Origin of the sequence: Cytobacillus oceanisediminis (genome assembly GCF_007830235.1) — a bacterium.
In the GTDB taxonomy this organism is placed as follows: Bacteria; Bacillota; Bacilli; order Bacillales; family Cytobacillaceae; genus Cytobacillus; species Cytobacillus oceanisediminis.
Map to the genome: position 1 here is coordinate 326,989 of NZ_VLKI01000003.1, position 23,357 is coordinate 350,345.

Consider the following 23,357-nt stretch of genomic DNA (forward strand, 5'->3'; position numbering starts at 1 on the left):
GTAATGGCTTTTTGCCCACAAAAGAAAGAATGGAGCTGCAAAAATGAGACTATTTTCCGATCTCAAGGATGAAGAAATAAAACAGGTCTTCTATAAAAAACCTGGATATTTTAATAAAAGATCCGATAGGGAATTGCTGGCATATGCAATGGGGGCAACCTTATATATGCCAGCAACGAGGCCTAATATCCATCAGGATCTGCTCTCAAAAAAGCATTCCGGCCTGACTTCAATGGTCATTTGCCTGGAGGATGCCATAGGAGATGATGAGGTTGAAAGGGCAGAAGAACTGCTGTCTTCAGAACTAGAAAGCCTGAGTATTGATTTGGCGAAAGGCCTTTTCCATGAAGATGACCTCCCATTAATTTTTGTGAGAATCAGAAGCTATGAGCAGCTCCTCAGAATGAAAAACAGAATCCCAAATGGTTTGCATCTCTTAACAGGACTCGTGCTGCCCAAGTTTTCTCCAGCAGAGGGGAGCAGAATATTAAGCGAAATCGAAAACCTCAATGACAGTGGTTATTGCTTATATGCAATGCCGATCCTGGAGACAAAACAGATCATTCAAAAGGAAACTAGGCTTAAGGAACTAATTGGCATTAAAAAGGTTCTGGACAGGTACGAGGATTTAATACTTAATGTCAGGATTGGAGCTACTGACTTTAGCGGCCTGTACGGTATCCGCAGAAACTCGGATACAACAGTTTACGATATCGCTGTCATAAGGGATTGTATTTCCGATATCATTAATGTATTTTTGCGTGCTGACAACCCGTACGTTATCTCCGGTCCTGTATGGGAATATTTCTCGTCGAAGGAACGCCTTCTTAAGCCTCAGATCAGGCAGACACCTTTCCGTGAGCGGCTGGGTCAGGATGGTATCAAAATGCGTACAGATTTGATTGACATGCATATGGACGGGTTAATCAGGGAAATAGCCATGGATATCTCAAATGGCCTGACTGGCAAAACCATTATTCACCCCACCCATATCAGGCCTGTACAGGCTCTTAATACTGTGACGCTTGAAGAGTATCTGGACGCGAAAAGCATTGTGGATCAGGCAGGTGGAAAAACCGGTGTTATGAAAAGTTCTTACCAAAATAAAATGAATGAAATTAAGCCTCATTTGTATTGGGCTAAAAAAATATTGTTGAAATCTGAAATTTACGGGGTGCTGCATGAGGAATACACATACATTGACATTCTCCAAAACGAAACATTCACTTCAGATCCTCAACTCGTTAAGCGTTGAGATCGATATTACGGAAAATCCATATGAAATTCCTGCAGAGGACTTATTTATCATGGCGGCGAGGATTAATAAAAAAAGGTCCTTTTTGTTTGTCAGCAAAGTTCTTGGGAAGCATATTCCCATTAATCCGCAGATCGGCCTTTTGACTGGCGAACTGCTTGCCAACCGTTATATGGAAAAGGTTAAGAAAAAGGAGACAGGAAAAAACGCTGAGCTTCTTTCTGCATTTAGGAACGGTACAGTGGCTGTTAATGGAAGTCCATTTATTGATGACGAAGAAAGACCGGTTATTATTGGATTTGCAGAAACAGCAACCGCGCTTGGACATGCTTTTTTCCAATCATTTAAAAAAGCGGATTTCTTTCATACTACGAGAGAGCAACTAGTGGATAAGGATCCTGTTATTACATTCGAAGAAGAGCATTCCCATGCTACTTCACACCGCTGCTATATCGATGAAATTATTTTAGATAATAAAAGGGAAATTATCCTTGTCGATGATGAAATGACTACCGGAAAAACAGCTATCAATATTATCCGGTCCATTCATGCCAGATTTCCCAGAAAAGTATATACAGTTGTATCTATTTTGGATTGGCGTTCTGAAAAAGATCAGAAGGGCTTTGATCAACTGGAAAAGGAATTGGGCATTATTATCCATAGTGTCTCACTTTTAAAAGGAAGAATTCGTATTGAAGGTTCGCCTGATGCAAGTGAAAATCATGCAAAACCTCGAATAGACGAAGATCCTGCGGTAATTTCATATATTCATATAAACAAAGATTTCCCGAACCTGCTAAATCAGGTGGCCGGACCATCTATTACTCTAGGTGGAGATATTAGGCATGTACCTTATGTAAAGGAATCCGGCCGGTTTGGATTGGATGCGGAAGGCCAAACCAGGTTAAATCAGTCACTTATGGAGATTGGGCGGTTTCTTTCAAGTAAACGGGATGGGCAGAACACATTATGCTTGGGTACAGGAGAGTTTATGTATATCCCGATGAAACTCGCTTCTTTAATGGGGGAAGGGATTAAGTTCCATTCAACGACCCGGAGCCCGATTTTTGTAAAGAATGAAGGAAATTACGGTGCTCAATTTGGTTTTTCTTTCCCAAATCCTGAAGACCTAGACATGGCTCAGTTTGTTTATAACATTCCTGAAGGATGCTATGATGAGGTATTTCTGTTTTTTGAGAGAGAGACAGCTAGTAGTGCACTTGAACCTCTTATCAGCAATATAAAGAAATATATTAAGCATATTAAGATCGTTTTCTTCAATGGTGGTGAATCAAATGACTAGAGCTGCAGATCAAAAGAATCAATTTGGTTCATATAGTGAAAATGATGTCGTTTTTTTATTAAAGGATTTAAGCAGCTTTTCTCTTGAGGGAACAATTGAGCAAAGGGAAAAAAATATTCAGTCCGGCCAGCATTACAGTGAAACACTGCCGATTGAGTACCAGCCTCCCGAAAATTACCTGAGCATTTTCTGGGAAACACTTGTAGAGTACAAACGAAAAGTAGCCTTGTGCACAGGCATTGTTTCTGAACAGTTATGGAGACTAAAAGGTGAAAATACGATTTTAGTTTCATTAGCAAGAGCAGGTACGCCGGTTGGCATTTTAATAAAACGGTATCTTTCTGAAATCTATGGGGTGAACCTGCCGCATTACAGCATATCAATTATCAGGGACAGGGGAATTGATGAAAACGCAATTAAACATATTTTAAAAACCCACCCTGGAAGCAATATACAATTTGTTGACGGCTGGACGGGAAAAGGGGCTATTTCGATAGAATTGACCAAGGCTTGCAAGGGGTTCCATGAAACTTACGGTGTTTTGCTGGACGATACATTGGCCGTACTTGCAGATCCTGGGCATTGCACGACTCTTTATGGGACTAGGGAAGACTTTTTAATTCCAAGTGCCTGCCTAAACTCGACAGTTTCCGGGCTGGTAAGCAGAACTGTTTTGAATAATAACTTAATTGGGCCTAGTGATTTTCATGGTGCCAAATATTATAAAGAGCTGGAGAGTGCGGATGTTTCGAATGAATATCTTTCAGCTGTAGGAAATGAGTTTCAATCCATTAAGCAAGAAGCTGCAGAACGAGCGGCAGTCCTGATGGAAAACCCAGGGGAAGCAACCTTTCAGGGAATGGAAGAGATCCGGGAAATTAAAGAAGAATTTAAAATTGAATCGATTAATTTTGTGAAGCCTGGTGTTGGGGAGACAACTAGGGTTCTTCTCAGAAGGCTTCCTTGGAAAATTCTGATGAAAGATCCGGAGAGTCCCTATGTCCGCCATATTGTAATGCTGGCCGTGGAGCGCAATGTTGATATTATCCATTATCCCAACATGAGCTACACCTGCTGCGGATTAATTAAAAAGGCGGGGATAGAACAGTGATAATGTTTGCATCGGATTTGGACAGAACACTTATTTATTCTGACAGGGCACTCGCTGATTTAGGACATCCCGGCAGAGGCAGCTTAGTAGGGGTTGAGCGCAAAGACGGACAGGAAATTGCCTTCATGACAAAGGAGGCGCACGAGAAATTAAAAGAGGTCTGCTCTCATATGCTCTTTGTTCCTGTTACTACAAGAACTTACGAACAATTTAACCGGGTATTTATTTTTCAGGAAGATTTTCCGGTACCCTATGCTGTTACATCGAATGGGGCAAATATTCATTTTCATGGGAACCCGATGGAGGAATGGGCGGCATTTGTCCGGGGTCGTTTAAAGACCGAGTGTGCCATTTTTGAGGATATGGTAGAAAAAACGAAAGGATATGAGTTGAACGGGACCCTTAAAGCAGCTGATGACCTTTTCTTTTATTATATCTTGAGCGAGAAAATAACAAGTGAAGCCCAAGGCGTTATAAGCAGTATGGCTGAATCCTTTGGTTGGAGAGTTTCCCTGCAGGGCCGAAAGCTTTATTTTATGCCTAACCCAATATGTAAAGGCGAGGCAGTGAAGTTTATTAAGGACCGGGAAGGGATATGCTCTGTTTATGGAGCGGGGGATTCAGTGCTAGACCATGATTTTCTGCAGTTTTGCGATTATCCGTATGTGCCAAACCATGGGGAGCTTGCCAAATATAAATCACTTTGCCTTCCATATAAAATTTCCAATAACAGGGGAGTTAAAGCCGGTGAAGAAATTCTGGCTGACATATTGAACAATATTTAGCAAAAAATTTAATCCGGCTGGTCCCCCAGCCATTTTTTTAAAGCCAAAAACAAGCAGAAGCCAAACGTATTAGCTCCTATAAATATTAAACTGCCAATAGCGAGTGATTGATGCAGTGAAAAAGTAAGCATTGCCAGAAGAAAAGACCAAAAAAAGACGTCCATGAAAACAAAAGAACTTGAACACAAAACATTTTTTATGATATCTAAATCATCCTCAATACCTCGGTATCTTGCTCTTCCAAAAAGCAGCCTCATACTAACTCACCTTCTTCTGCGGGGTACTCCCAATTTATGCTGGGACGGGAATAAAGGTGAAAGCGGCCAATTTGAGGGTCTGGAAATAAAACCTTAGCATACAGGAATCAATGATTATTTACCTAAAATGAAACTTTTTTCTCTGTTATTACGTAGAAGAAAGTAAATCTAATTTAGAAAAAGCTTACATACCTATGATATGATGGTAATAAGTTTACATATTTCTGCCGGCTTTTATTTTTGCCAGCGCGGGCGCTTTGGTGGAAAGGCGCTGATTTACTAGTTTTAAATAATGCTAAGCCATCTTTCGCTCATAGAGGGAAGGGATATAAATGAACCCATCATATAGTCAAATTAAAGCTCACATGCTGCAGGTTACATATGAAAACTGGCTTTCACAGCTGAAACAGCCCATTCCTGAGAGGGAGAAATTTTCTGAGGAACAGCACACACTCCATGTCGGACAAATTGTTGCCCGTTTTCTCGGAATTCCTTTGGACGAAGACGTTTATTATAACCGCCTATTCGACCTTACCCACACAGAAGATGCGGGCCTGTTGCTTTTAAGTGAAGACCATCTTGATAAAACAATAAACAATCAGCAATTTCAAGCGATCCAAAAGGTACTGAATATTAACCGCGAGCAAAATTTATCCATAAACCGATTTGCTGCTTTTCTTGACGGCGAACAGCTGCTGATGAAATCGCCAGTGCCTTCCTTGCACAGAAAAATAAGAGAAGCAATGATCAAAATGCTGAAGCTGTTTTCTGAAAGTGAACCGGATGGTTTGAAGAATCAGGAAATTCGCCGGGTACTTGTCGATGTCATTAAGTGGTCCTTCAACCATCTCGGACACCAGATTAAGAAAACTGATCCCGAAAAAGCCATGCCTAAAATCCTATGGTACGGCGATGGGAAAAAGAGCCATTTTTATTTTTTGTACTACTTGTTAAGTCTGGGTTGCGACATTATTTATTTTTCTCCATCAGGCGAGGATCTTCTTGCAAAAGTAGGAACAGACATCCAGGAGTCATTTGTCCATCATTATCCAGAGAAGAAGAAGCCCGAGCCTTTTCCGAAAGAAAAAAGGAGAAGGAGCGCAACAGTTGCCTACAGAGCATCAAGGGAAATAGAAACAATCTTGAACCATGAGGGCTCCGGATTGTATAAACCATGGCAGCTCCGGGATTATACACCTTCTTCTGTCACATTAAAAACCACCTATGATGAATTATTTATTTTAATAAAAGAGAAGGCCATGATCCGGCCGAATTTTGAAGTGAAAGAAGGGCGGGTCATCATTCCTTCTGTTTTTTCGAAAATTCAAGGTTTAAGCAAGAACCGGAAGGAGTACTGGGATCGGATACAAACGATAAGCCAGTATGACCAAAGTTTATTGATCAGAAGGTTCCCTTTTACAAACAGCGTTAATAATGATTTTCGGTTCCATTACCGAAATGCCTTGGACAGTGAAGGGCTGCTTGATCCGGAAAAAATGGCGGGTGCCCACTATTGGAAATATCAGCATCTGCCTACCGGGCTGCAAAACGGAATAGCGATGGCCATTAGGAATATTTGTGCCCGTCCATATTTAAAGCCCCTCCCCCAAGAATCGGAAGAGGAGCTGAAAATTTATCTCTTTACACAAAGCATGCAGATTCCGCCCAGCATATTAAAGCTAATGCAGCAATTTGATTATTCTCAGGACGTTCCAAAGATCATTCTATACAACAATGAGCTGAATGGGACCATGGTAAGAACAGATGCAGCACTTCTATTGCTGCTCAATCAATTTGGGCTGGATCTTGTACTATATAATCCCCCAGGACATAACGATATTGAAAATTTCATTGCCGAAGGTCTATATGATGTCCACTGGCTGGAGGATGTTGTGTTTGAACAGGAATTTAAAGAGCCTTCTTTTCTGAAGAAGGTCCTCTTTCAAGGATTATTAAAAAATTTAAAGGGTGATTGAAAATGAATCCGACTCAGCAAACAGATTTAAATTTAACAACCCAGGTTCAGGATGACAAATTAACGGAAAATAAGGTATCTGAAATTAAGCTGGCATTAAGGCAGGAGCCCGAAGTGCAAAATTTGGCCAGATCCATTGACGAAAGGGACCAGATTCAGATCCTGGAATTCGGTAAAGAACCGGCTGTCCAAATCTCCCGCTTTTCTGATCAAATATTAAGCAATATGCGATCCACGAAAGTAGAAGATTCTGGTGAGCTATTAAAGCAGCTTGGCAAGATTATGGACAAATTTGATAAAAAGGATTTTGAGCAAGGATCTAAAGGGATATTTGGAAAGCTTTTCAAGCGTGGAGAAAAAATGATTGAGAAGCTTTTTGGAAAATATCAGACAATGGGACAGGAAATTGACAAAGTCTATGTTGAAATTTCCAAATACCAAAATGAAATGGTAGACTCCACTACTATGCTGGAACAAATGTATGAGCAGAATTACCAGTACTATTTGACGCTTGAGAAGTACGCTGTTGCCGGGCAAATGAAAGCTGATGAAGTTAAGGCCAATCAGCTTCCACAGCTTGAGGCCCGGGCTGCTCAAGGCGACCAAATGGCATCCATGCAGCTTGATACTCTAAGAAACGCTATTGAGCTGCTGGAACAAAGGGTTTACGATCTTGAAATGGCAAAGATGGTTGCCCTGCAAACAGCACCGCAAATTCGTCTCCTGCAAAGAGGGAATACGAAGCTAATTGGAAAGATTAATTCAGCATTTGTTACAACCATTCCAATCTTTAAGAACGGCCTTATCCAGGCAGTTGCTGCAAAAAGGCAAAAGCTTGTTGCAGATTCTATGAGCGAGCTTGATAGAAGGACCAACGAAATGCTTGTGCGCAATGCTCAAAATATTTCAAACCAAAGTGCAGATATCGCACGTCTGGCTGGCGGCCCAAGCATTAAGGTCGAGACAATTGAGGAATCCTGGAATATTATCATGAAGGGCATGCAGGAGACAAAATCGATCGAAGAAGAAAACAAGCGCTTGCGTCAAGAAGGTACGAGAAGGCTTGAGCAGCTTCAGGATAATTTTAAAAAAATGAAGCAGCAAGGTTAACCTGACTGCTCATTTTGATTAATAGAAAATAAATTAATGAGGTGGAAATGTTATGGCAATTAACTTGCAAAAAGGACAGCGCGTCGACTTAACAAAAGGAAATCCAGGACTTTCTAAAATAATGGTAGGATTGGGCTGGGATCCTGTTCAAAACCGCGGAGGCGGCGGGCTTCTTGGATCACTATTTGGCGGAGGCGGCGGTGCGAACATCGATTGCGACGCTTCAGTTATTATGCTTGGTGAAAATGGGAAGCTAAGAAACAACAGTGACGTCATTTATTTTGGAAACTTAAGAAGCGGAGACGGAAGCGTTCAGCATACGGGAGATAATCTCACCGGAGATGGAGACGGCGATGACGAACAGGTAATGATTGATCTAAGCAGAGTGCCAGCACATATCCACAAGATGGTTTTTGTTGTAAACATTTATGATAGCGTAAAAAGGAAGCAGCATTTCGGAATGATTCAAAATGCGTTTATCCGCGTTGTAAATTCTTCCAACAAACAGGAAATGATCCATTACAATCTCACAGATGACTATAGCGGAAAAAATAGTTTGATTGTTGGCGAGATTTACCGTCATGGAAGCGATTGGAAGTTTGCTGCTGTTGGAACTGGCACGGCATCACCAGGACTTTCCGATGTTGTTCGTTCATATACTTAATAATAACTAAATAACATAACTTAAAAGGACCCGCTATCAAGCCGGGTCCTTTTTGAATTTTCGCTCAATTTTCCATGATTTGTTTCCATCAAATTGATTCTTCATATGTTATAATTTTAATAGAGTATTAGGACGTTAATCCTAGAAAATTCATTCGATTATTCTCCTTGCAGGCAGTTACTTTTACCTTCTTAACATCCCGCAAAGCCCTGTTGCTCATATTTTATACATCTTAGACTTGCAGAAGGGATAATGATAATGCGTAAAATGGTTCTTACTTTTACTATAATGATTGTTTCCCTTGCACTTTTAGGGAATTCACAGGCTGCCCTTGGCGGCATAAAACTTAAAGACTATCCTCAATCATCCAAACTTAAAGAATCTCTCATTCTAAATTCACCAGATTTGCTGGGCGATATTTTTATTTTGCCATTGGAGGCTTTTGATGAAGCCGAGGCTTCAAATATGATTTCAAGAGTGGACAATCTGCCCGCTTCGCTTCTATCAAAAATTGAGAATGAAGATATCTCCGTTAAATTATTTGTTGGGAAATTGACTGATAATCCCACTGCCCAACATCTTGAGGGAGTAATCCCCAGGGGCTATAAAAGCGATACAACCTGGGATGATGTGCCTGGCATAGGGGGGGCTAAAACGGTCCTCGTAAAAATCGGCTTCAGTGAAAAGGGAAAAGGCCATGGGTCCATTAACCTGGAGCTGCATGAACTTGCCCATTCAATAGACCGGCACGTTTATAACGGCATCCGTTATAACCAAAAATTTCTTGCCGTGTGGAAAGCAGAGAAGGCCAAGCTATTCCCTGGACAGAGTTATTTTTTAACATTCCCAGAGGAATACTTCGCTGAAGCCTTTGCGATGTTTTTTGCAGGGGGAGAGTCACGAAAAATATTAAGGGTAAATGCACCGAAAACATATGACTTTATAAAAAAATTAAAATAAATTTTCCCCTGTTTACATGCAGGGGCTTCTTTGTTTGCAGACTATTCAATATTAATTCATTATATGTAACTGCTAGTTTTTTTCGTTAAGTTTCCGTACAATAGCATTAAGCATTTTAAAAAAGGTTGGGTTGAAATGAAACAGTATTTGGAGCTTTGTAAGCATGTGTTGGAAAATGGAACAAAAAAAGAGGACCGGACGGGTACCGGCACAATCAGTACCTTTGGTTACCAGATGCGTTTTAACCTGCAGGATGGTTTTCCGCTGGTTACAACGAAAAAATTGCATTTAAGATCAATTATCCATGAGTTGCTTTGGTTTTTAAATGGCGATACAAATGTAAAGTACCTTCAGGAAAATGGCGTGCGAATTTGGAATGAATGGGCTGACGAAGAAGGCAATCTCGGGCCGGTTTATGGCCATCAGTGGAGATCTTGGACTGGTGCTGATGGAAATACAGTTGATCAGATCAGCGGCCTGATTGAACAGATTAAAACAAACCCCGATTCCAGAAGATTGATTGTTAACGCCTGGAATGTTGGTGAACTTGATAAAATGGCTTTGCCTCCGTGCCATTGCATGTTCCAGTTTTATGTTGCTGACGGTAAGCTTTCATGCCAGCTTTACCAAAGATCGGCGGACGTATTTCTTGGCGTGCCGTTTAATATTGCATCCTATGCTTTGCTGACGATGATGGTTGCCCAGGTTTGTGATCTGGAGCCTGGTGAATTCGTCCATACCTTCGGTGATGTACATATCTACCAGAATCATATTGAGCAGGTGAATCTGCAGCTTAGCCGCGATCCGCGCTCTCTTCCAAAACTGATTATTAATCCTGCAGTTAAGGATATCTTCGGCTTTATATATGACGATTTCCAACTTGAAGGCTATGAACCCCATCCACATATTAAAGGGGTTGTCAGTGTATGATCTCATTAATGTGGGCGATGGATGAAAATCGCGTAATAGGAAAAGACAATAAACTTCCCTGGCATTTGCCTGAGGACTTAAAGTTTTTTAAAAGAACTACTATGGGGCACCCAATCGCAATGGGACGCAAAACCTGGGATTCAATAGGAAGGCCGCTGCCAGGAAGGGAAAACATTGTGATTACCCGTAACCAAACCTTTACGTGCAAAGGCTGTACTGTTTTAAATTCAATTGAAGAATTGCTTAAATACAGCGGGGAGAAAGAGGATGAAATCTTTGTCATTGGCGGTGCAGAGATTTTTAAAGCCATTCTTCCCGCAGCTGATCGGCTATATTTAACGATGATTTATGATCAATTTGAAGGGGATACATTTTTCCCTGAATTAAATATGGCAGATTGGGAACTCATTTCAAAGGAAAAGGGCCTTAAGGACGAAAAAAATCCATATGAGTATGAATTTCTTATTTATAAAAAAATTTAACTCTCAAAGCAGCTCTAAAGAGGGCTGCTTTTATTTATTTCGCAGCTCTGTTAAACTTGCTGTTGATTTCCGCTCTATAAGCTCAGCGAACCGAAGGCGGTCGGACGCTCCTCGGCGTCCCCCTTTGACTCGCTTCTCCCGGAGGACTTTGGAAGAGTCCTCGAATAAAAACCGCACGAAGGAAATGCGAATGCATTTTCGAGGAGTCTAGCCCCTTCCGCTCCAAACAACAGAGTGCCAAAATCAACAATGAGCTTTAACACACTTATTTTGTAAAAGAATAGAATGTGGCTGAATGAAATTGATGGTTAATTAAGCGCAGATTGACTTGGTAGAAAATAAACCGCTGCACGAGGCTGAACAGCAAAGTTGCAAACATAAGTTAAAGATAATTTATTATTATATAATGAGAGACGTCTGAACATCAGGAGGTTGTTATGCTTCGATTGTTTATCTTTTTTCTTTATATGGGGGGATACCTGACTTATAGTCTGCCTGCTTTGTCTCGCATAAAAAAGCTTGACCCAAGTATGCCAGTGGAAGAACGTGATAAGATTATCCACAATGTACCGCAGAAGTGGTCCCGAACGGTTATGAAAATATCAGGTTCAATAGTTAATGTATCCGGACAGGAATACATTCCAGATGGACCTGTTGTTATGGTTTGTAATCATGAAGGCGATTTTGATATTCCAGCTCTTCTTGCTTCCATTGAAAAGCCCTTTGGGTTCATTTCCAAGGTGGAAGTAAAAAAAGCTCCAATTATCTCATCATGGATGAAAGTCATGAATTGTGTGTTCATTGACCGCAGGAACCGCCAAAGTGCTATAAATTCCCTTAGGGAAGGTGCTGAGTTTTTGAGGCAAGGTCATTCTCTGGTTATTTTCCCGGAAGGAACCAGAAGTAAAGGAGGGCCAGTAGCTCCTTTCAAAGTAGGCGGTTTCCGTCTTGCACAGGATGCATGTGTGCCGATTGTTCCTATTTCAATAAAGGGGACTGCAGATGTATTTGAAAAGAACGGCAGGCTTATTAAGCCTGCACGAATAGATATTCGCGTATGCCCGCCTGTCAATCCCAAAATTGTCAAAGAAAAGGATGCGAAGCTTCTTGCACATGATGTGAGAGAGATTATTTGCAGCAGTTTGCCCGAAAAGAGAATTGCTTCATAATTGGAAAAGGCCCCAATTTTCAGGGGCCTTTTCATTAAGCTTTCTCTATAGCCGTTTGTACTATAGATTAGGATTGACAAGATAATCGGTTAACTTTTGGATCATTCCATGATACTCCCTTGGGTCGCAAAACTCCTCCGCTGAGAAATTCGTTTTAACCCACTGTATTAACTCATTGGCGCTATTAAAATACTCACCGCTTGTGTCGCTCTTCCGAATCATATATCTTCCATTGTCCTCATCCAATGTAACTTCTACCGGCAAAGCACTATCCAGACTGCATAAAGAAAACTCCATACCTGCACCCCTTTTAAAATATGAATTAACTTTTGCTTATTATATGTTAGTTTCCTTCGATTCTATCCATAAAACAATTCGAAAAATGTAAATTTTAAAAAAATGAGATTGAAATCACGATATCACATGGTATAATGTACAAATTAATAACTTGTAAAGAAGAGGGTGGCAAAATGGAACAGAAGGTAATGACAAAGAAATGGGTGCAGTTGGAAGATATTTTGATTGCATTCCAGCAGCTTAAGGATATTGTTGCCCATACGCCTTTACAGAAAAATGAACGGCTATCTGAAAAATATGGGTGCAATGTTTATTTGAAAAGAGAAGATTTGCAGCATGTCCGCTCATTTAAATTAAGAGGTGCCTACTATAAAGTTAAATCCTTAAATGCAGCAGAACTTGAAAACGGCGTTGTCTGTGCTAGTGCGGGAAACCACGCACAGGGAGTTGCATATGCATGCAGGCACCTGGGCGTCCAAGGGAAAATTTTTATGCCGGCAACTACACCTAGACAAAAAGTAAGCCAGGTGGAGCTATTCGGCAGGGACTCTGTTGAAATCATCCTCGTAGGAGATACCTTTGATGATTCCTATCATGAAGCTATAAAATGTGCTGAGGCGGAAAGCAGAGCTTTTATACATCCATTTGATGATGAAATGGTGATTGCAGGACAGGGTACCGTAGCAGTTGAAATGCTGAATGACTCCGAGGAACCTGTGGATTACGTTTTTGCCAGCATTGGCGGAGGCGGATTGATGGCAGGCTTAAGCACTTACATAAAAAGCATTTCCCCGGAAACGCAGATGATCGGAGTAGAGCCTGCAGGGGCTCCATCAATGAGCGAATCAATCAGGACCCAAACAGTGGCTCCTCTGGATGAGATTGATAAATTTGTAGATGGCGCAGCGGTCAAGTGTGTCGGTGAAAAAACCTATGAAATTTGCAATGAACTCGTAGATGATATTTTTATGGTTCCTGAAGGAAAAGTCTGTACCACCATTCTTGAATTATACAATGAGCATGCGATTGTCGCTGAACCGGCTGGAGCCATGCCGATCGCGGCCCTGGATTTGTGCAGGGAACAAATCAGAGGGAAAAATGTCGTCTGTGTAATCAGCGGCGGAAATAACGATATTGGGCGCATGCAGGAAATTAAAGAAAGGTCCTTGCTGTATGAAGGCCTTCTATACCACTTTATTGTTAATTTCCCGCAGCGTGCCGGAGCGTTAAGGGAGTTCCTTGATGAGGTGCTTGGTCCAACGGATGATATTACCCGTTTTGAATACACAAAGAAAAACAATAAAGAAAACGGGCCTGCACTTGTTGGAATAGAACTAAAGCATAAAGAAGACTATAGTGATCTAATTTTAAGAATGAATAAAAAAGGCTTCTCCTATACTGAGATTAACAAGGATAGCAACCTTTTCCATTTGCTTGTGTAAGTATCCTCGCTGCAAGTATGTGAGTGAGGGTAAAATATTTTTTTGTGAATTTAATATGAACTTTTTTCTGTATCTGCGACATTTTCCATGAAAAATACTATAATCAATGTAGGTTTACAACAATGTATTTTAAAGGGGATGTACTGCATGCTTTCAAATATCGGTGTACCAGGGTTGATTTTAATTCTTGTTTTGGCCCTTATTATTTTTGGACCAAAAAAGCTGCCTGAAATCGGGCGTGCTTTCGGGGAAACCTTAAGGGAATTTAAGAAATCAACTCGTGACCTGACTAGTGATGTAATGGAAGAGCTTGAAGATGATACAAAGAAAAACACGGTTAAATAAGGTGTGAGGAATTATTTCTTGCGCCTTTTTTTTATTATAGGCTGAGTTAAAGCTTAATGTTGATTTTGGTACCCTGTTAATTGGAGCGGAGGGTAAGAGATCCTCGAAAATGCATTCACATTTTCTTCGTGCGATGTTTTTTCATAGATGATTATACAATGTCCAGCGGGAGAAGCGGGTCAAAGGGAGACTCCGCAGGCGCAGGACGCCAGGCTCCCGGACCGCCCGCGGTTCGCTGAGCTTATTGAGAGGAAATCAACAGGCTGGTCAAAAGAGCCTTATTATAAGTAAATAAAGGCTGGGCCAGAGCCCGGCTTCATTAAATTGGCAGGAGAACAATATGGAAGATAAAGAGCTTAATTTAATCGATCACCTGGATGAATTGAGAAAAAGGCTTATCATAACAGCAGCAGCATTTATTGTATTCTTCATTGCAGGTTTCGTATTTGTAAAAGATATTTATCAGTGGCTCGTAAAAGACTTGGATGTTAAATTAATTGTCCTGGGGCCAAGCGATATCATCTGGGTGTATTTTATGCTTGCGACTGTCATTGCGGCAGCAGGGACCATACCGGTCTTGGCTTTTCAAATTTGGCTTTTTGTAAAGCCTGCATTAACCGCGGCTGAACGAAGAATTTCACTCTCTTATGTACCGGCGCTTTTCATGTTATTTATTGCAGGCTTATGTTTTGGATATTTTGTTATTTTTCCTACAGTCCTAAGTTTCCTTGTCGAATTGGGAGGAGAAATGTTTGAGGCCAATTTCACAGCAGATAAATATTTTCGTTTTGTCCTTCATATGACCCTGCCTTTTGGGATATTGTTTGAGCTCCCGGTGGTCATTATGTTCCTGACTTCTCTCGGGATTATTAATCCATATGTGCTGACAAAAATAAGGAAATATGCATATTTTGTTCTTATAGTAATATCCGTTGTCATTTCTCCACCGGATTTTATGTCTGATATTCTTGTAACAATCCCTTTGCTGCTTCTGTATGAAATCAGTATAAACTTATCTAAAATTGTTTATAAACGAAAGCTGAAGAAAGATCAGAATGCAGAAGAAGCATTTACTGAGGATAAAAGCTTATAATTTATTTTTGAGGCTTTGTTAAAGCCTAATGATTTTGGCAATTTGTTGATTGGAGCGGAAGGTGCGAGATCCTCGAAATGCATCCGCATTTCATTCGTGCGGTTAATTCAAAGATGCTTAATCAAAGTCCTACGGGAGTGCGGATCAAAGGGAGACCCCGCAGGAGCAAGGCGCCGAGGAGCGTCGGACCGCCCGCGGTTCGCTGAGCTTCTTGAGCGGAAATCAACAGGCAAGGTTAACGGAGCCAATTTTTATAAAAAAATTAGTAAGCCAGCATATTCAGACACATTTCGAGCCATAATTGGGGTATAATATAAACAAACGGGTGAAAAAGAGGATTGATATTTTGCTATTCAAAAGCCTAGAGTTCAAAAATGCTGTTGGACAGAAGGTAAAAATCGTAGAAATTCCTGTATTGGAGAAAGATAGCCATTATTATTTTATGATCCAAGTCCGTTTACAAACTTTTATTACCGCCGTATATGGCAATGGAAAAACAAACAGAAGCCACTCATTCAGAGAGTATCTAAAAAGAGTTTTGAAATGGCCGGTTTATGAAGAAATTTTTAAAACTCCAGAATTAAAGAATAACGCCTAACATTTTGGGTACCGGCAGTCGCCGGTACTCTTTTATTAGGGGTTTGCATAGGCAGACAAATATGCGATTGCTTGTTTTATGTTTCGCTTTATTTGTATATTGCTTAAATGTATAATATGAACTAATTGTTAATGCTAGGGATGTGAAGGTACAATGAGTAAAATTAAAATTGTTACAGATTCTACAGCGGATCTGTCGAATGAAATAATTGAAAAATATGATATTGAAGTCGTTCCACTATCTATCCACATTGAAGGAAATACATATTTAGACCGGGTTGATATTACCCCCTCGGAGTTTATGGGGAAAATGAAAGCAGCAAAAGAGCTTCCAAAAAGCTCGCAGCCTCCTGCTGGAGCATTTGTAGAGATATACGACCGATTTGGAGAAAAGGGATTTGAGATTCTTTCTATCCATATGACCGGCGGGATGAGCGGCACAGTCCAATCGGCTGAAAGCGCGGCTGGAATGTCAGCTGCAAAGGTAAAAGTAGTAGATTCAAGATATATTTCCAAAGCGCTGGCCTTTCAGGTATTGGAAGCAGCCAAATTGGCCAAGGAAGGAAAGAGTGTGGAAGAAATTGTTGAGCGCCTTGATACAATTCGTGAGAATACAAAATTATTTGTAGTGGTGGACACTCTTGAAAACCTTGTAAAAGGGGGGAGAATTGGCAAAGGCAAAGCGATGATTGGTTCTTTGCTTAATATAAAGCCAATTGCATCCCTCGAAGGGGGCGTCTATACACCGGTTTCGAAGGTAAGAAGCCATACTCAGGTTGCAAAATATTTGGCTAAGCAATTTACCGAGGATGTTAAGGGAAAAGCTATTAAGGGAGTAGGCCTCGTACATGCAGAAGGTTATGGGCTGGCTTCCAAGCTGAAAAAGATGATTGAAGAAATGACTGGATATGAACAAATTAAAATAGAAGAAACAACGCCTATTATCAGCACGCATACTGGTCCTGGGACAATTGGCTTTATGTATTATTTGGAGGATTAAATATGGACGCATGGTTTCCCTTATGAGACCATGCTTTTTTTATTTAGAATACTTCTCCTTTGGGTGTTGGCCAATAATCGAAGTTGAAAAACCTTTTATTTAAATAGTTTTACATATGAGTAATTGTATGCAATTCTTAAAACTTTTTATAAATAAAAGGTATTCTTTCGAGTTCTGCCGAAAAAGGTTAGTTAGCTATTTACAATAGAAGGATTCGGTGACTGTTTTTATGAAAGATCAAATCAAAAACCTGCCTTTATTCAGAAAAGTGCTGTTATTCTCCTTTCTTATAACATTCCTGGTTACGGTGTTAACAGCGGGTATTAGCTTTATGGTTGAAACCAGACAAATGGAGGAACAGCTTTCAAACAGAGTAGTTGAAATGGCCTCTCTGTGGAGCTCTGTTATTTCTCATGATGATGTTGAAAGAGTAAAGGAATTTCAAGATCCTGAACATCCGGCCTATAAGAGGCTGGAACATGTTATTTCTTTGGTAGATGAAAAAGCATCCTTTTCTAATGCTTCCCTGTTTATGCCTGAAATAAGTCAGGAAAGGTCAGTGATGTACCTGGCAACTTCTAAAAGCCAAAAAAATATGGGATTGGAACCTTTTTCCTATTATTCAGCAGGAGAGGCTTTTTTGGAGGGTTTTTCTGAAGCCGTTAGCCAAAATAAAACGGCATCCAGCAATGTTTATCTCGATAAATATGGAATGTGGATTTCTGCCTTTGTCCCTATAACGGACTCGCATGGCAATATTACTGCAATTCTATGTATTGATATTGATGCAACCGTGATAGACTCATTTCAAAAAGATTTGGCTTTGTATCTGTCCGGGTTCTTTTTAGTCATTATAATCCTTGTCTATTTTATTTTAAGACGAGGGCTAAAGAAGGTTCTAGAGCCGATCAATGATATAATCTCAGGATTTAAAGAAGTGAGCAGCGGAAACTTTAACGTGAAATTAAAACCATCAAATCAGTCGGATTTAGGGGTTCTTTCTGAAAGATTTAACTTTATGACAAACCAGTTGTCCATTCTATTTGAGCGATTGTCGGCGACTTCGGAACAATTTGGGTCTGTTCAAAGGAACATGCCTTCTTCACACCGGTTTGAGGAAGCCATAGGCGAAATGGAACACATCATGGAAAAAACAAAAATCCTAAAGGAACTGCAGAGAGCAGAAAAGATGAATGCAATCGGCCAGCTTGCTGCATCGGTCGCCCATGAGATCAGGAACCCAATGACAGTGGTTAAAGGTTTTCTGCAAATCTTTTTGGCAAAGGACCAAATGAGCGAAGAAGAACGTATGTACATTAAACTAATGATTGATGAGATGGAGAGGGCTGAGAAAATTATTAATGACTATCTATCCCTCGCTAAACCAGATTTGGATCAGGTCGAGGACCTTGATGCGGCGGAACTTGCGTCCAAAGTGATGGACTTAATGAATTCTTATGCTATGATGTCTAAAAACATCTCTGTAGCTTCTCATATTTCAGAAGGAGTTTACATTAGGGGGAACACGAGTGAGTTAAAGCAAGTGCTGATTAATATTTATAAAAATGGTATAGAAGCGATGAAAGATGGAGGAAGTTTAGCTCTATCTGTCTATCAGGATGGCCAATATGGCGTTTTTGAAATAAGTGATTCAGGAATAGGCATGACAAAAGAGGAATTGGAAAGATTGGGTACAGCCTTTTATTCTTTAAAGGAAAAGGGAACAGGAATGGGCCTGCTTGTTTGTTACCAGATAATTGAAAGAATGAAAGGGCGAATTGAGGTTGACAGCGAAAAAGGAAAAGGAACGGTTTTTAGAATATACATTCCTATTGCCAATGGTTAATGACAATACATAAGACCTTCTATAAGATTATGACAAACCACAAGACAAGAACACCCTAAACCCTAGGGTGTTTTTTTATGCTTAATTAATTCAGAAACAACAAGAGGGAAGCCGATGAAAAACAAAGAGTGGCGGGAGGTATATAAAATGCAAACTTTGAAATAGAAGTGGACAATGTGCTTGTCAGAACAGGTGTAATAGACAAAATACAAATTGTGTTCACAGGTTTGTCACATGTATTTCTTTCTTCTTTCATGAATATTTGCTAAAATTAGCTTCGTAACTAATTAAAGCAGGTGAATTTATGAAATTACGAGTTTTGGCAATGATTAGCTTAGCTGCTATGCTGCTTCTTTCAGCATGCGGACAAAGTGGGATCAAGGACGCATTAAACTGGGAGCTCGCCGATTTTACTTATACAAATCAGGAGAATAAGGAATTCGGCTTAAAGGACCTTGAAGGTAAAGTATGGGTAGCAGACTTTATTTTTACAAATTGCGAAGATGTATGTATGCCGATGACAGCCAATATGAAAAAGCTTCAGCAGCTGGCTGAAGAAGAAGGAATTGAAAATATTGAATTTGTTTCCTTTAGTGTTGACCCAAAGGTCGATACACCTGAAGTGCTGAAGGATTATGGTTCCCAATATAGTGCTGATTTCAGCAACTGGCATTTTTTAACCGGTTATGAGCAGGAAGAAATCGAGAAGTATGCTATGGATAACTTTAAAACGATTGTGAAAAAACCGCAAACTGGAGATCAGGTGATACATGGAACAGACTTTTACTTAGTCGACCAGGAAGGCAATGTAATGAAATACTATACTGGACTTGCGGAAATTCCTTTCGATGAGATCATCAGTAATATCAAAGCCTTACAATAGACCTTTTAAGAAGGTCTATTTTCTTTTTTGTCCTAAAAGCTTCAAACTTAAAAGAGGTTTGTTTTTTTCAAATAAGAGGCACATGTTATAATATGAATGACTTAATGGGGCAGGTGATAAAATGATTAGAAAATTCACCTTCATCTTTTTTAGCTTGTTGCTGCTGGTTTCCTGCAGTTTTAGTCCATTAACCAATAAGGATATAGTTCAGCCTGGTAAACAATCCGAGCTAACAGCAAAAGAACAAATTCCAATGGATTTCTTTCCAAGAAATCTTACAATTGCAGCTGTCGGTGATTCATTAACGCAAGGCGTTGGCGACAGCACTGAACGGGGCGGTTATCTGCCTTATCTCGAAGATCTATTGGAACAGGATAAAAGTGTTCAAGATGCAGCTTTTTATAATTTTGGTGTTAGAGGCAATCGTTCGGATCAATTATTGAAAAAATTGGAGACTGAAGAAGTAAAAGATGTTGTGAAAAACGCAGACGTAATTATTATGACCATTGGCGGCAATGATGTTATGAAAGTAGTCCGTGAAAATTTTTCAAATCTAAAAATGAAAGCTTTCGCACAGGAAAAAATAAATTATGAAAAAAATTTAACGGATGTTTTAAATACTATAAAAGAGGTAAACCCAAATATTAAGATTGTTTTAATAGGGTTATATAACCCTTTCTTGAAGTGGTTTTCAGAAATTAGGGAAATTAATGATATCCTTGAAGACTGGAACAGTACAAGCCAAGCCATATTGGCCATGTATCCAGGAACCTATTTTGTTGAAATAGATGATCTTTTCCAAAATACACAGGAAAATCTTCTATTTACCGACTATTTTCATCCCAATGACAAAGGGTATGAATTAATAGCAGGGCGTGTCCATGAAACCCTGATAAAAGAGGTTTTAAAGGACCTGTCTTATAAAAGGGAAACAACTGGAAATGGAGAGAGTGTAATTGAAAGATAACAAGTGGAAAAAACTCTTTTTTGTTTTGCTGGCGATCAATGCAATTATTATCATTCTTTTGCTAATTTTTATTAGCTTGCCAGTTGAAGATGAAGAATATATAGCAGACGAAGTTAATGGGGGTAATTATGTACCTTTTAATATTCAAGCTAATAAAGAGGATCTCAATAGGGTAATCAACCACTATCTTGAAAAAGAAGGGCTGACCGGAGGGGCCATTGATTACAAAGTGCTGCTGAATGACGAAGTAGACTTATATGGTTCAATTCCATTTTTCAGCCAGGATCTTCAAATGAAACTTTCATTCGAACCTGAAGCGCTGGAAAACGGGGATGTGGTTCTTCAGCAAAAATCAATATCCGTTGGGCAGCTGAATTTGCCTGTCTCACATGTTTTGAAATTGGTCAGGGATCGCTATAAACTTCCCGAAGGGGTAACCATTCAGCCGAAGGAAGAAAGAATTTACGTGTCACTGCAACAGATGAAGCTAAAAAGTGATGTAAAAGTAAAAGTTGATGAATTTAATTTAAAACAGGATGATATCCGATTTACGCTTCTAGTTCCTGTAAAATAAACAGCATGAAAAAGGAATCCTTTCAGATTGAGAGGATTCCTTTTTTTATTATGCCTACTGCCTATTTTAATCAGCATCAGTTTGGAAGAATGATTGCTTCTAATTCTGGCTCACTTGCTACTGAGCCCACTGCCAATAAAGTATATGCCTGATCTGCCATAAATTGGACACGCGGTATGGACAAGGCAACATTGGAGCTACCTGCTATTCTCGCTTCCAAATCCACAGTCATTGGGGTTAAAGCCAGATATTTACTAGCCTGCCGGAACGATATGTTCGGAAAAATCACATCCCGATTTTTTACAGCAATATCGACGGCCGGTGCATCCGGTGATAGGTGGACAAACCTGATTTTCGTTTCTCCGGATGGTACAGCCGGCTGATCTTCCAAAATGACAAGCTTTAATTTGGCGGCATTTCCTGCGGCAGCAACTGTGTATATTTTTCCTGATTCAACTGTAACCTTTCTGCTTAAAACAGTCGAAACCATATTTCCTGCCGGATAAATATCAACCTGGTATCTGCCTGCTGGCAATGATAGATAATCACTTGCTTCTTTATATGGGAAATCCCTTAATATTCTTGTGCCATTAACATAAATATCAACCGGGCCTGCATCAGGTGATGCATGGACTATACGCACTTTAGCTGCTTTTTGCTGGGTTTCTTCTCCTGCAGGCATCATATTATTTGTGCGCATCATATGCATAGCATAGTTAAGGCAGTTCAGGTGTTTTTGATAATAGGCTATATGTTTAGCTGGATTTATATATTTAAAGTATTGTGCTAAGAGGTCATACTTTGCTGCTTTTTGAAAATACCATTGCTGGTTTCTATTTTTAGCCATACTCCTCGCTCCTATCTCCATTGCTTACTTCAATAACATATGCGCTTTTTTGGGTTGATGCCACAACTTGAAGGAGAGCTCTTATTATTTTTTGAATGAATCAGAAAATGAAATAAAGGCTTTACATTTGGCGTAATCTTCCATATAATAAAAACAAATAATCGAAAGCGGGTGATGTGCTATGAAAAAAGGAATTCTTGTTTATACGTTCATTTTAGATAATTCAGGCACAGCCCAAACGGAATTCGTTTAATCGAGCGAGAACTCTCATGTACTCTATGCTTATTAAACCATGGGCTGCTGGCCTATGGTTTTTTGTTTGCGAAAATATGGAAATGGCATCAAAAGTGCCCTTCCAAATAACAATAAGCATGGAGGAACAAAACTTTGACTATTTATAAATTTGGATTTGATGAATATTTTAAAGAAGCATTTTCAGCATATGAACAAAACGGGTATCAAATTGGCCGGGTTGCCTTAGAGCATATAAGGATGTACCGTGTTTGGACGGAAAATGGGGAATCGCTTTGTGAAGTAACAGGCAAATTCGCATTTGAGGCTGCTGCAAGAGAAGATTACCCGGCGGTTGGTGATTGGGTCGTAATAAAGGAAAGGGCAGAAGAGCAGCGCGGATCGATTCATGCTGTCCTTCCAAGGAAAAGCAAATTCTCAAGAAAATCTGCCGGATTAAGTACCGAAGAACAAATTGTTGCCGCCAACATAGATACCATCTTTCTTGTTAACTCTCTTAACGAGGATCTAAATTTAAGAAGATTGGAAAGGTATTTGCTATTATCCTGGGAGAGTGGAGCTAACCCTGTCATTGTCCTGACAAAGGCAGATCTTTGCAGCAATCTGCAGGAAAAACTTGCTGAAGTAGAAGGTATTGCAATGGGAGTGCCTGTTGTTTCAATCAGTGTAGTTGAAGAGAAGGGAATCGAAGGCTTAAAGCCGTTTCTTTTACCAGGTAAAACAATAGCATTGCTTGGTTCATCAGGTGTAGGAAAGTCGACACTCACAAATTACCTGCTTGGGCAGGAGAAGCAAAAGGTACAGGATATTAGGGAGAGCGATGACAAGGGAAAACACACGACTACCCACCGAGAACTGGTGCTGCTCCCTGAAGGTTCGGTTCTGATTGACACACCCGGAATGAGGGAGCTTCAACTGTGGGAAAGCGAAGGAGGACTCGCGGAAAGCTTTGCTGATATCGAAGGAGCTGCGGAAAACTGCAAATTCAGGGATTGTACTCATGAGAATGAACCCGGTTGTGCTGTAATTCTGCAAATTGAGGAAGGTACCCTTACCCGGGGACGCCTTAACAGCTATAAAAAGCTTCTGAAGGAGCTTGCTTATTTGGACAGAAAACAGGATAAGCGGGCCCAGTCCGAGGAACGCAGACGCTGGAAAAAAATCAGCGCCGGCGTAAAGCATAAAAGAGTATAAAAATTCAGAAACCTCTTCA

23 protein-coding genes are annotated in these 23,357 nt (G+C 40.1%); 21 read left to right on the forward strand and 2 right to left on the reverse strand.

Annotated features, from left to right (window positions below; genetic code table 11):
- The first annotated feature begins 43 nt into the window (after positions 1-43).
- The 11 genes from IQ19_RS08090 (at position 44) to IQ19_RS08140 (ending at position 12,001) form a co-directional block, all read left to right on the forward strand.
- On the forward strand, positions 44-1,255 hold the full coding sequence (locus IQ19_RS08090) for an HpcH/HpaI aldolase/citrate lyase family protein (RefSeq protein ID WP_144541755.1): 1,212 nt from the start codon (positions 44-46) through the stop codon (positions 1,253-1,255).
- The gene (locus IQ19_RS08095; protein ID WP_242020929.1) at positions 1,182-2,558 is read left to right on the forward strand and encodes a phosphoribosyltransferase family protein; all 1,377 of its coding nucleotides are present in this window, start codon (positions 1,182-1,184) and stop codon (positions 2,556-2,558) included. Before IQ19_RS08090 ends, IQ19_RS08095 begins: the two co-directional genes overlap by 74 nt.
- Positions 2,551-3,669, forward strand: coding sequence for a cysteine protease StiP family protein (locus IQ19_RS08100; protein ID WP_144541757.1), 1,119 nt, complete (start codon positions 2,551-2,553; stop codon positions 3,667-3,669). Before IQ19_RS08095 ends, IQ19_RS08100 begins: the two co-directional genes overlap by 8 nt.
- Before the next feature lie 2 nt (positions 3,670-3,671).
- On the forward strand, positions 3,672-4,454 hold the full coding sequence (locus IQ19_RS08105) for an HAD family hydrolase (protein WP_242020939.1): 783 nt from the start codon (positions 3,672-3,674) through the stop codon (positions 4,452-4,454).
- Between the two features lie 589 nt (positions 4,455-5,043).
- Positions 5,044-6,687 carry a YceG family protein gene (locus tag IQ19_RS08110; protein WP_144541760.1) on the forward strand — a complete coding sequence of 548 codons (1,644 nt, stop codon included), beginning with the start codon at positions 5,044-5,046 and terminating at the stop codon, positions 6,685-6,687.
- Between the two features lie 2 nt (positions 6,688-6,689).
- Positions 6,690-7,796, forward strand: a complete 1,107-nt coding sequence (locus IQ19_RS08115; RefSeq protein ID WP_144541762.1) for a toxic anion resistance protein — start codon at positions 6,690-6,692, stop codon at positions 7,794-7,796.
- A gap of 52 nt (positions 7,797-7,848) precedes the next feature.
- Positions 7,849-8,460, forward strand: a complete 612-nt coding sequence (locus tag IQ19_RS08120) for a TerD family protein (protein WP_144541764.1) — start codon at positions 7,849-7,851, stop codon at positions 8,458-8,460.
- A gap of 258 nt (positions 8,461-8,718) precedes the next feature.
- Complete coding sequence (locus IQ19_RS08125) at positions 8,719-9,420, forward strand: anthrax toxin lethal factor-related metalloendopeptidase (protein ID WP_144541766.1); 702 nt, start codon at positions 8,719-8,721, stop codon at positions 9,418-9,420.
- Between the two features lie 135 nt (positions 9,421-9,555).
- Positions 9,556-10,350: a thymidylate synthase gene (locus tag IQ19_RS08130; protein ID WP_144541768.1), complete on the forward strand. Its 795-nt coding sequence runs from the start codon at positions 9,556-9,558 to the stop codon at positions 10,348-10,350.
- Positions 10,347-10,832: a dihydrofolate reductase gene (locus tag IQ19_RS08135; protein ID WP_144541770.1), complete on the forward strand. Its 486-nt coding sequence runs from the start codon at positions 10,347-10,349 to the stop codon at positions 10,830-10,832. Before IQ19_RS08130 ends, IQ19_RS08135 begins: the two co-directional genes overlap by 4 nt.
- 437 nt (positions 10,833-11,269) lie before the next feature.
- The gene (locus tag IQ19_RS08140) at positions 11,270-12,001 is read left to right on the forward strand and encodes a lysophospholipid acyltransferase family protein (RefSeq protein ID WP_144541772.1); all 732 of its coding nucleotides are present in this window, start codon (positions 11,270-11,272) and stop codon (positions 11,999-12,001) included.
- Positions 12,002-12,061: 60 nt separating this feature from the next.
- On the opposite strand, the gene IQ19_RS08145 is transcribed toward IQ19_RS08140, so the two are convergent.
- Positions 12,062-12,298, reverse strand: coding sequence for a hypothetical protein (locus tag IQ19_RS08145; protein WP_144541774.1), 237 nt, complete (start codon positions 12,296-12,298; stop codon positions 12,062-12,064).
- A gap of 173 nt (positions 12,299-12,471) precedes the next feature.
- Here IQ19_RS08145 and ilvA point away from each other — a divergent pair, with 173 nt between their 5' ends.
- The 9 genes from ilvA (at position 12,472) to IQ19_RS08190 (ending at position 21,045) form a co-directional block, all read left to right on the forward strand.
- Entirely contained in the window at positions 12,472-13,740 is a 1,269-nt protein-coding gene (ilvA, locus tag IQ19_RS08150) for a threonine ammonia-lyase IlvA (RefSeq protein WP_144541777.1), read from the forward strand.
- A 147-nt stretch (positions 13,741-13,887) separates the two neighbouring features.
- Entirely contained in the window at positions 13,888-14,085 is a 198-nt protein-coding gene (locus IQ19_RS08155) for a twin-arginine translocase TatA/TatE family subunit (RefSeq protein ID WP_144541779.1), read from the forward strand.
- Positions 14,086-14,425: 340 nt separating this feature from the next.
- Complete coding sequence (gene tatC, locus IQ19_RS08160) at positions 14,426-15,178, forward strand: twin-arginine translocase subunit TatC (RefSeq protein WP_144541781.1); 753 nt, start codon at positions 14,426-14,428, stop codon at positions 15,176-15,178.
- Positions 15,179-15,524: 346 nt separating this feature from the next.
- Positions 15,525-15,776, forward strand: a complete 252-nt coding sequence (locus IQ19_RS08165) for a DUF2535 family protein (RefSeq protein ID WP_144541783.1) — start codon at positions 15,525-15,527, stop codon at positions 15,774-15,776.
- 153 nt (positions 15,777-15,929) lie between these two features.
- Positions 15,930-16,775 carry a DegV family protein gene (locus IQ19_RS08170; protein ID WP_144541785.1) on the forward strand — a complete coding sequence of 282 codons (846 nt, stop codon included), beginning with the start codon at positions 15,930-15,932 and terminating at the stop codon, positions 16,773-16,775.
- 229 nt (positions 16,776-17,004) lie between these two features.
- Positions 17,005-18,621 carry a sensor histidine kinase gene (locus IQ19_RS08175; RefSeq protein ID WP_144541787.1) on the forward strand — a complete coding sequence of 539 codons (1,617 nt, stop codon included), beginning with the start codon at positions 17,005-17,007 and terminating at the stop codon, positions 18,619-18,621.
- 304 nt (positions 18,622-18,925) lie between these two features.
- Positions 18,926-19,504 carry an SCO family protein gene (locus tag IQ19_RS08180; RefSeq protein ID WP_144541789.1) on the forward strand — a complete coding sequence of 193 codons (579 nt, stop codon included), beginning with the start codon at positions 18,926-18,928 and terminating at the stop codon, positions 19,502-19,504.
- Between the two features lie 121 nt (positions 19,505-19,625).
- Positions 19,626-20,471, forward strand: coding sequence for an SGNH/GDSL hydrolase family protein (locus tag IQ19_RS08185; protein ID WP_144541792.1), 846 nt, complete (start codon positions 19,626-19,628; stop codon positions 20,469-20,471).
- Positions 20,461-21,045, forward strand: coding sequence for a YpmS family protein (locus IQ19_RS08190; RefSeq protein ID WP_144541794.1), 585 nt, complete (start codon positions 20,461-20,463; stop codon positions 21,043-21,045). The genes IQ19_RS08185 and IQ19_RS08190 overlap by 11 nt, the downstream gene beginning before the upstream one ends.
- Before the next feature lie 76 nt (positions 21,046-21,121).
- Here the strand turns inward: IQ19_RS08190 and IQ19_RS08195 are convergent, their stop codons facing one another.
- Positions 21,122-21,892: a DUF4397 domain-containing protein gene (locus tag IQ19_RS08195; protein WP_144541796.1), complete on the reverse strand. Its 771-nt coding sequence runs from the start codon at positions 21,890-21,892 to the stop codon at positions 21,122-21,124.
- 387 nt (positions 21,893-22,279) lie between these two features.
- On the opposite strand from IQ19_RS08195, the gene rsgA reads away from it, so the two are divergent.
- Positions 22,280-23,338, forward strand: a complete 1,059-nt coding sequence (gene rsgA / locus IQ19_RS08200; protein WP_144541798.1) for a ribosome small subunit-dependent GTPase A — start codon at positions 22,280-22,282, stop codon at positions 23,336-23,338.
- The last annotated feature ends 19 nt before the right edge of the window (positions 23,339-23,357 follow it).

Bases quoted from the DNA above. Each gene is read 5' to 3' on its own strand.
- IQ19_RS08090 (WP_144541755.1), top strand. From the start codon at position 44: ATGAGACTATTTTCCGATCTCAAGGATGAAGAAATAAAACAGGTCTTC.
- IQ19_RS08095 (WP_242020929.1), top strand. From the start codon at position 1,182: ATGAGGAATACACATACATTGACATTCTCCAAAACGAAACATTCACTT.
- IQ19_RS08100 (WP_144541757.1), top strand. From the start codon at position 2,551: ATGACTAGAGCTGCAGATCAAAAGAATCAATTTGGTTCATATAGTGAA.
- IQ19_RS08105 (WP_242020939.1), top strand. From the start codon at position 3,672: ATGTTTGCATCGGATTTGGACAGAACACTTATTTATTCTGACAGGGCA.
- IQ19_RS08110 (WP_144541760.1), top strand. From the start codon at position 5,044: ATGAACCCATCATATAGTCAAATTAAAGCTCACATGCTGCAGGTTACA.
- IQ19_RS08115 (WP_144541762.1), top strand. From the start codon at position 6,690: ATGAATCCGACTCAGCAAACAGATTTAAATTTAACAACCCAGGTTCAG.
- IQ19_RS08120 (WP_144541764.1), top strand. From the start codon at position 7,849: ATGGCAATTAACTTGCAAAAAGGACAGCGCGTCGACTTAACAAAAGGA.
- IQ19_RS08125 (WP_144541766.1), top strand. From the start codon at position 8,719: ATGCGTAAAATGGTTCTTACTTTTACTATAATGATTGTTTCCCTTGCA.
- IQ19_RS08130 (WP_144541768.1), top strand. From the start codon at position 9,556: ATGAAACAGTATTTGGAGCTTTGTAAGCATGTGTTGGAAAATGGAACA.
- IQ19_RS08135 (WP_144541770.1), top strand. From the start codon at position 10,347: ATGATCTCATTAATGTGGGCGATGGATGAAAATCGCGTAATAGGAAAA.
- IQ19_RS08140 (WP_144541772.1), top strand. From the start codon at position 11,270: ATGCTTCGATTGTTTATCTTTTTTCTTTATATGGGGGGATACCTGACT.
- IQ19_RS08145 (WP_144541774.1), bottom strand. From the start codon at position 12,298: ATGGAGTTTTCTTTATGCAGTCTGGATAGTGCTTTGCCGGTAGAAGTT.
- ilvA (WP_144541777.1), top strand. From the start codon at position 12,472: ATGGAACAGAAGGTAATGACAAAGAAATGGGTGCAGTTGGAAGATATT.
- IQ19_RS08155 (WP_144541779.1), top strand. From the start codon at position 13,888: ATGCTTTCAAATATCGGTGTACCAGGGTTGATTTTAATTCTTGTTTTG.
- tatC (WP_144541781.1), top strand. From the start codon at position 14,426: ATGGAAGATAAAGAGCTTAATTTAATCGATCACCTGGATGAATTGAGA.
- IQ19_RS08170 (WP_144541785.1), top strand. From the start codon at position 15,930: ATGAGTAAAATTAAAATTGTTACAGATTCTACAGCGGATCTGTCGAAT.
- IQ19_RS08175 (WP_144541787.1), top strand. From the start codon at position 17,005: ATGAAAGATCAAATCAAAAACCTGCCTTTATTCAGAAAAGTGCTGTTA.
- IQ19_RS08180 (WP_144541789.1), top strand. From the start codon at position 18,926: ATGAAATTACGAGTTTTGGCAATGATTAGCTTAGCTGCTATGCTGCTT.
- IQ19_RS08185 (WP_144541792.1), top strand. From the start codon at position 19,626: ATGATTAGAAAATTCACCTTCATCTTTTTTAGCTTGTTGCTGCTGGTT.
- IQ19_RS08195 (WP_144541796.1), bottom strand. From the start codon at position 21,892: ATGGCTAAAAATAGAAACCAGCAATGGTATTTTCAAAAAGCAGCAAAG.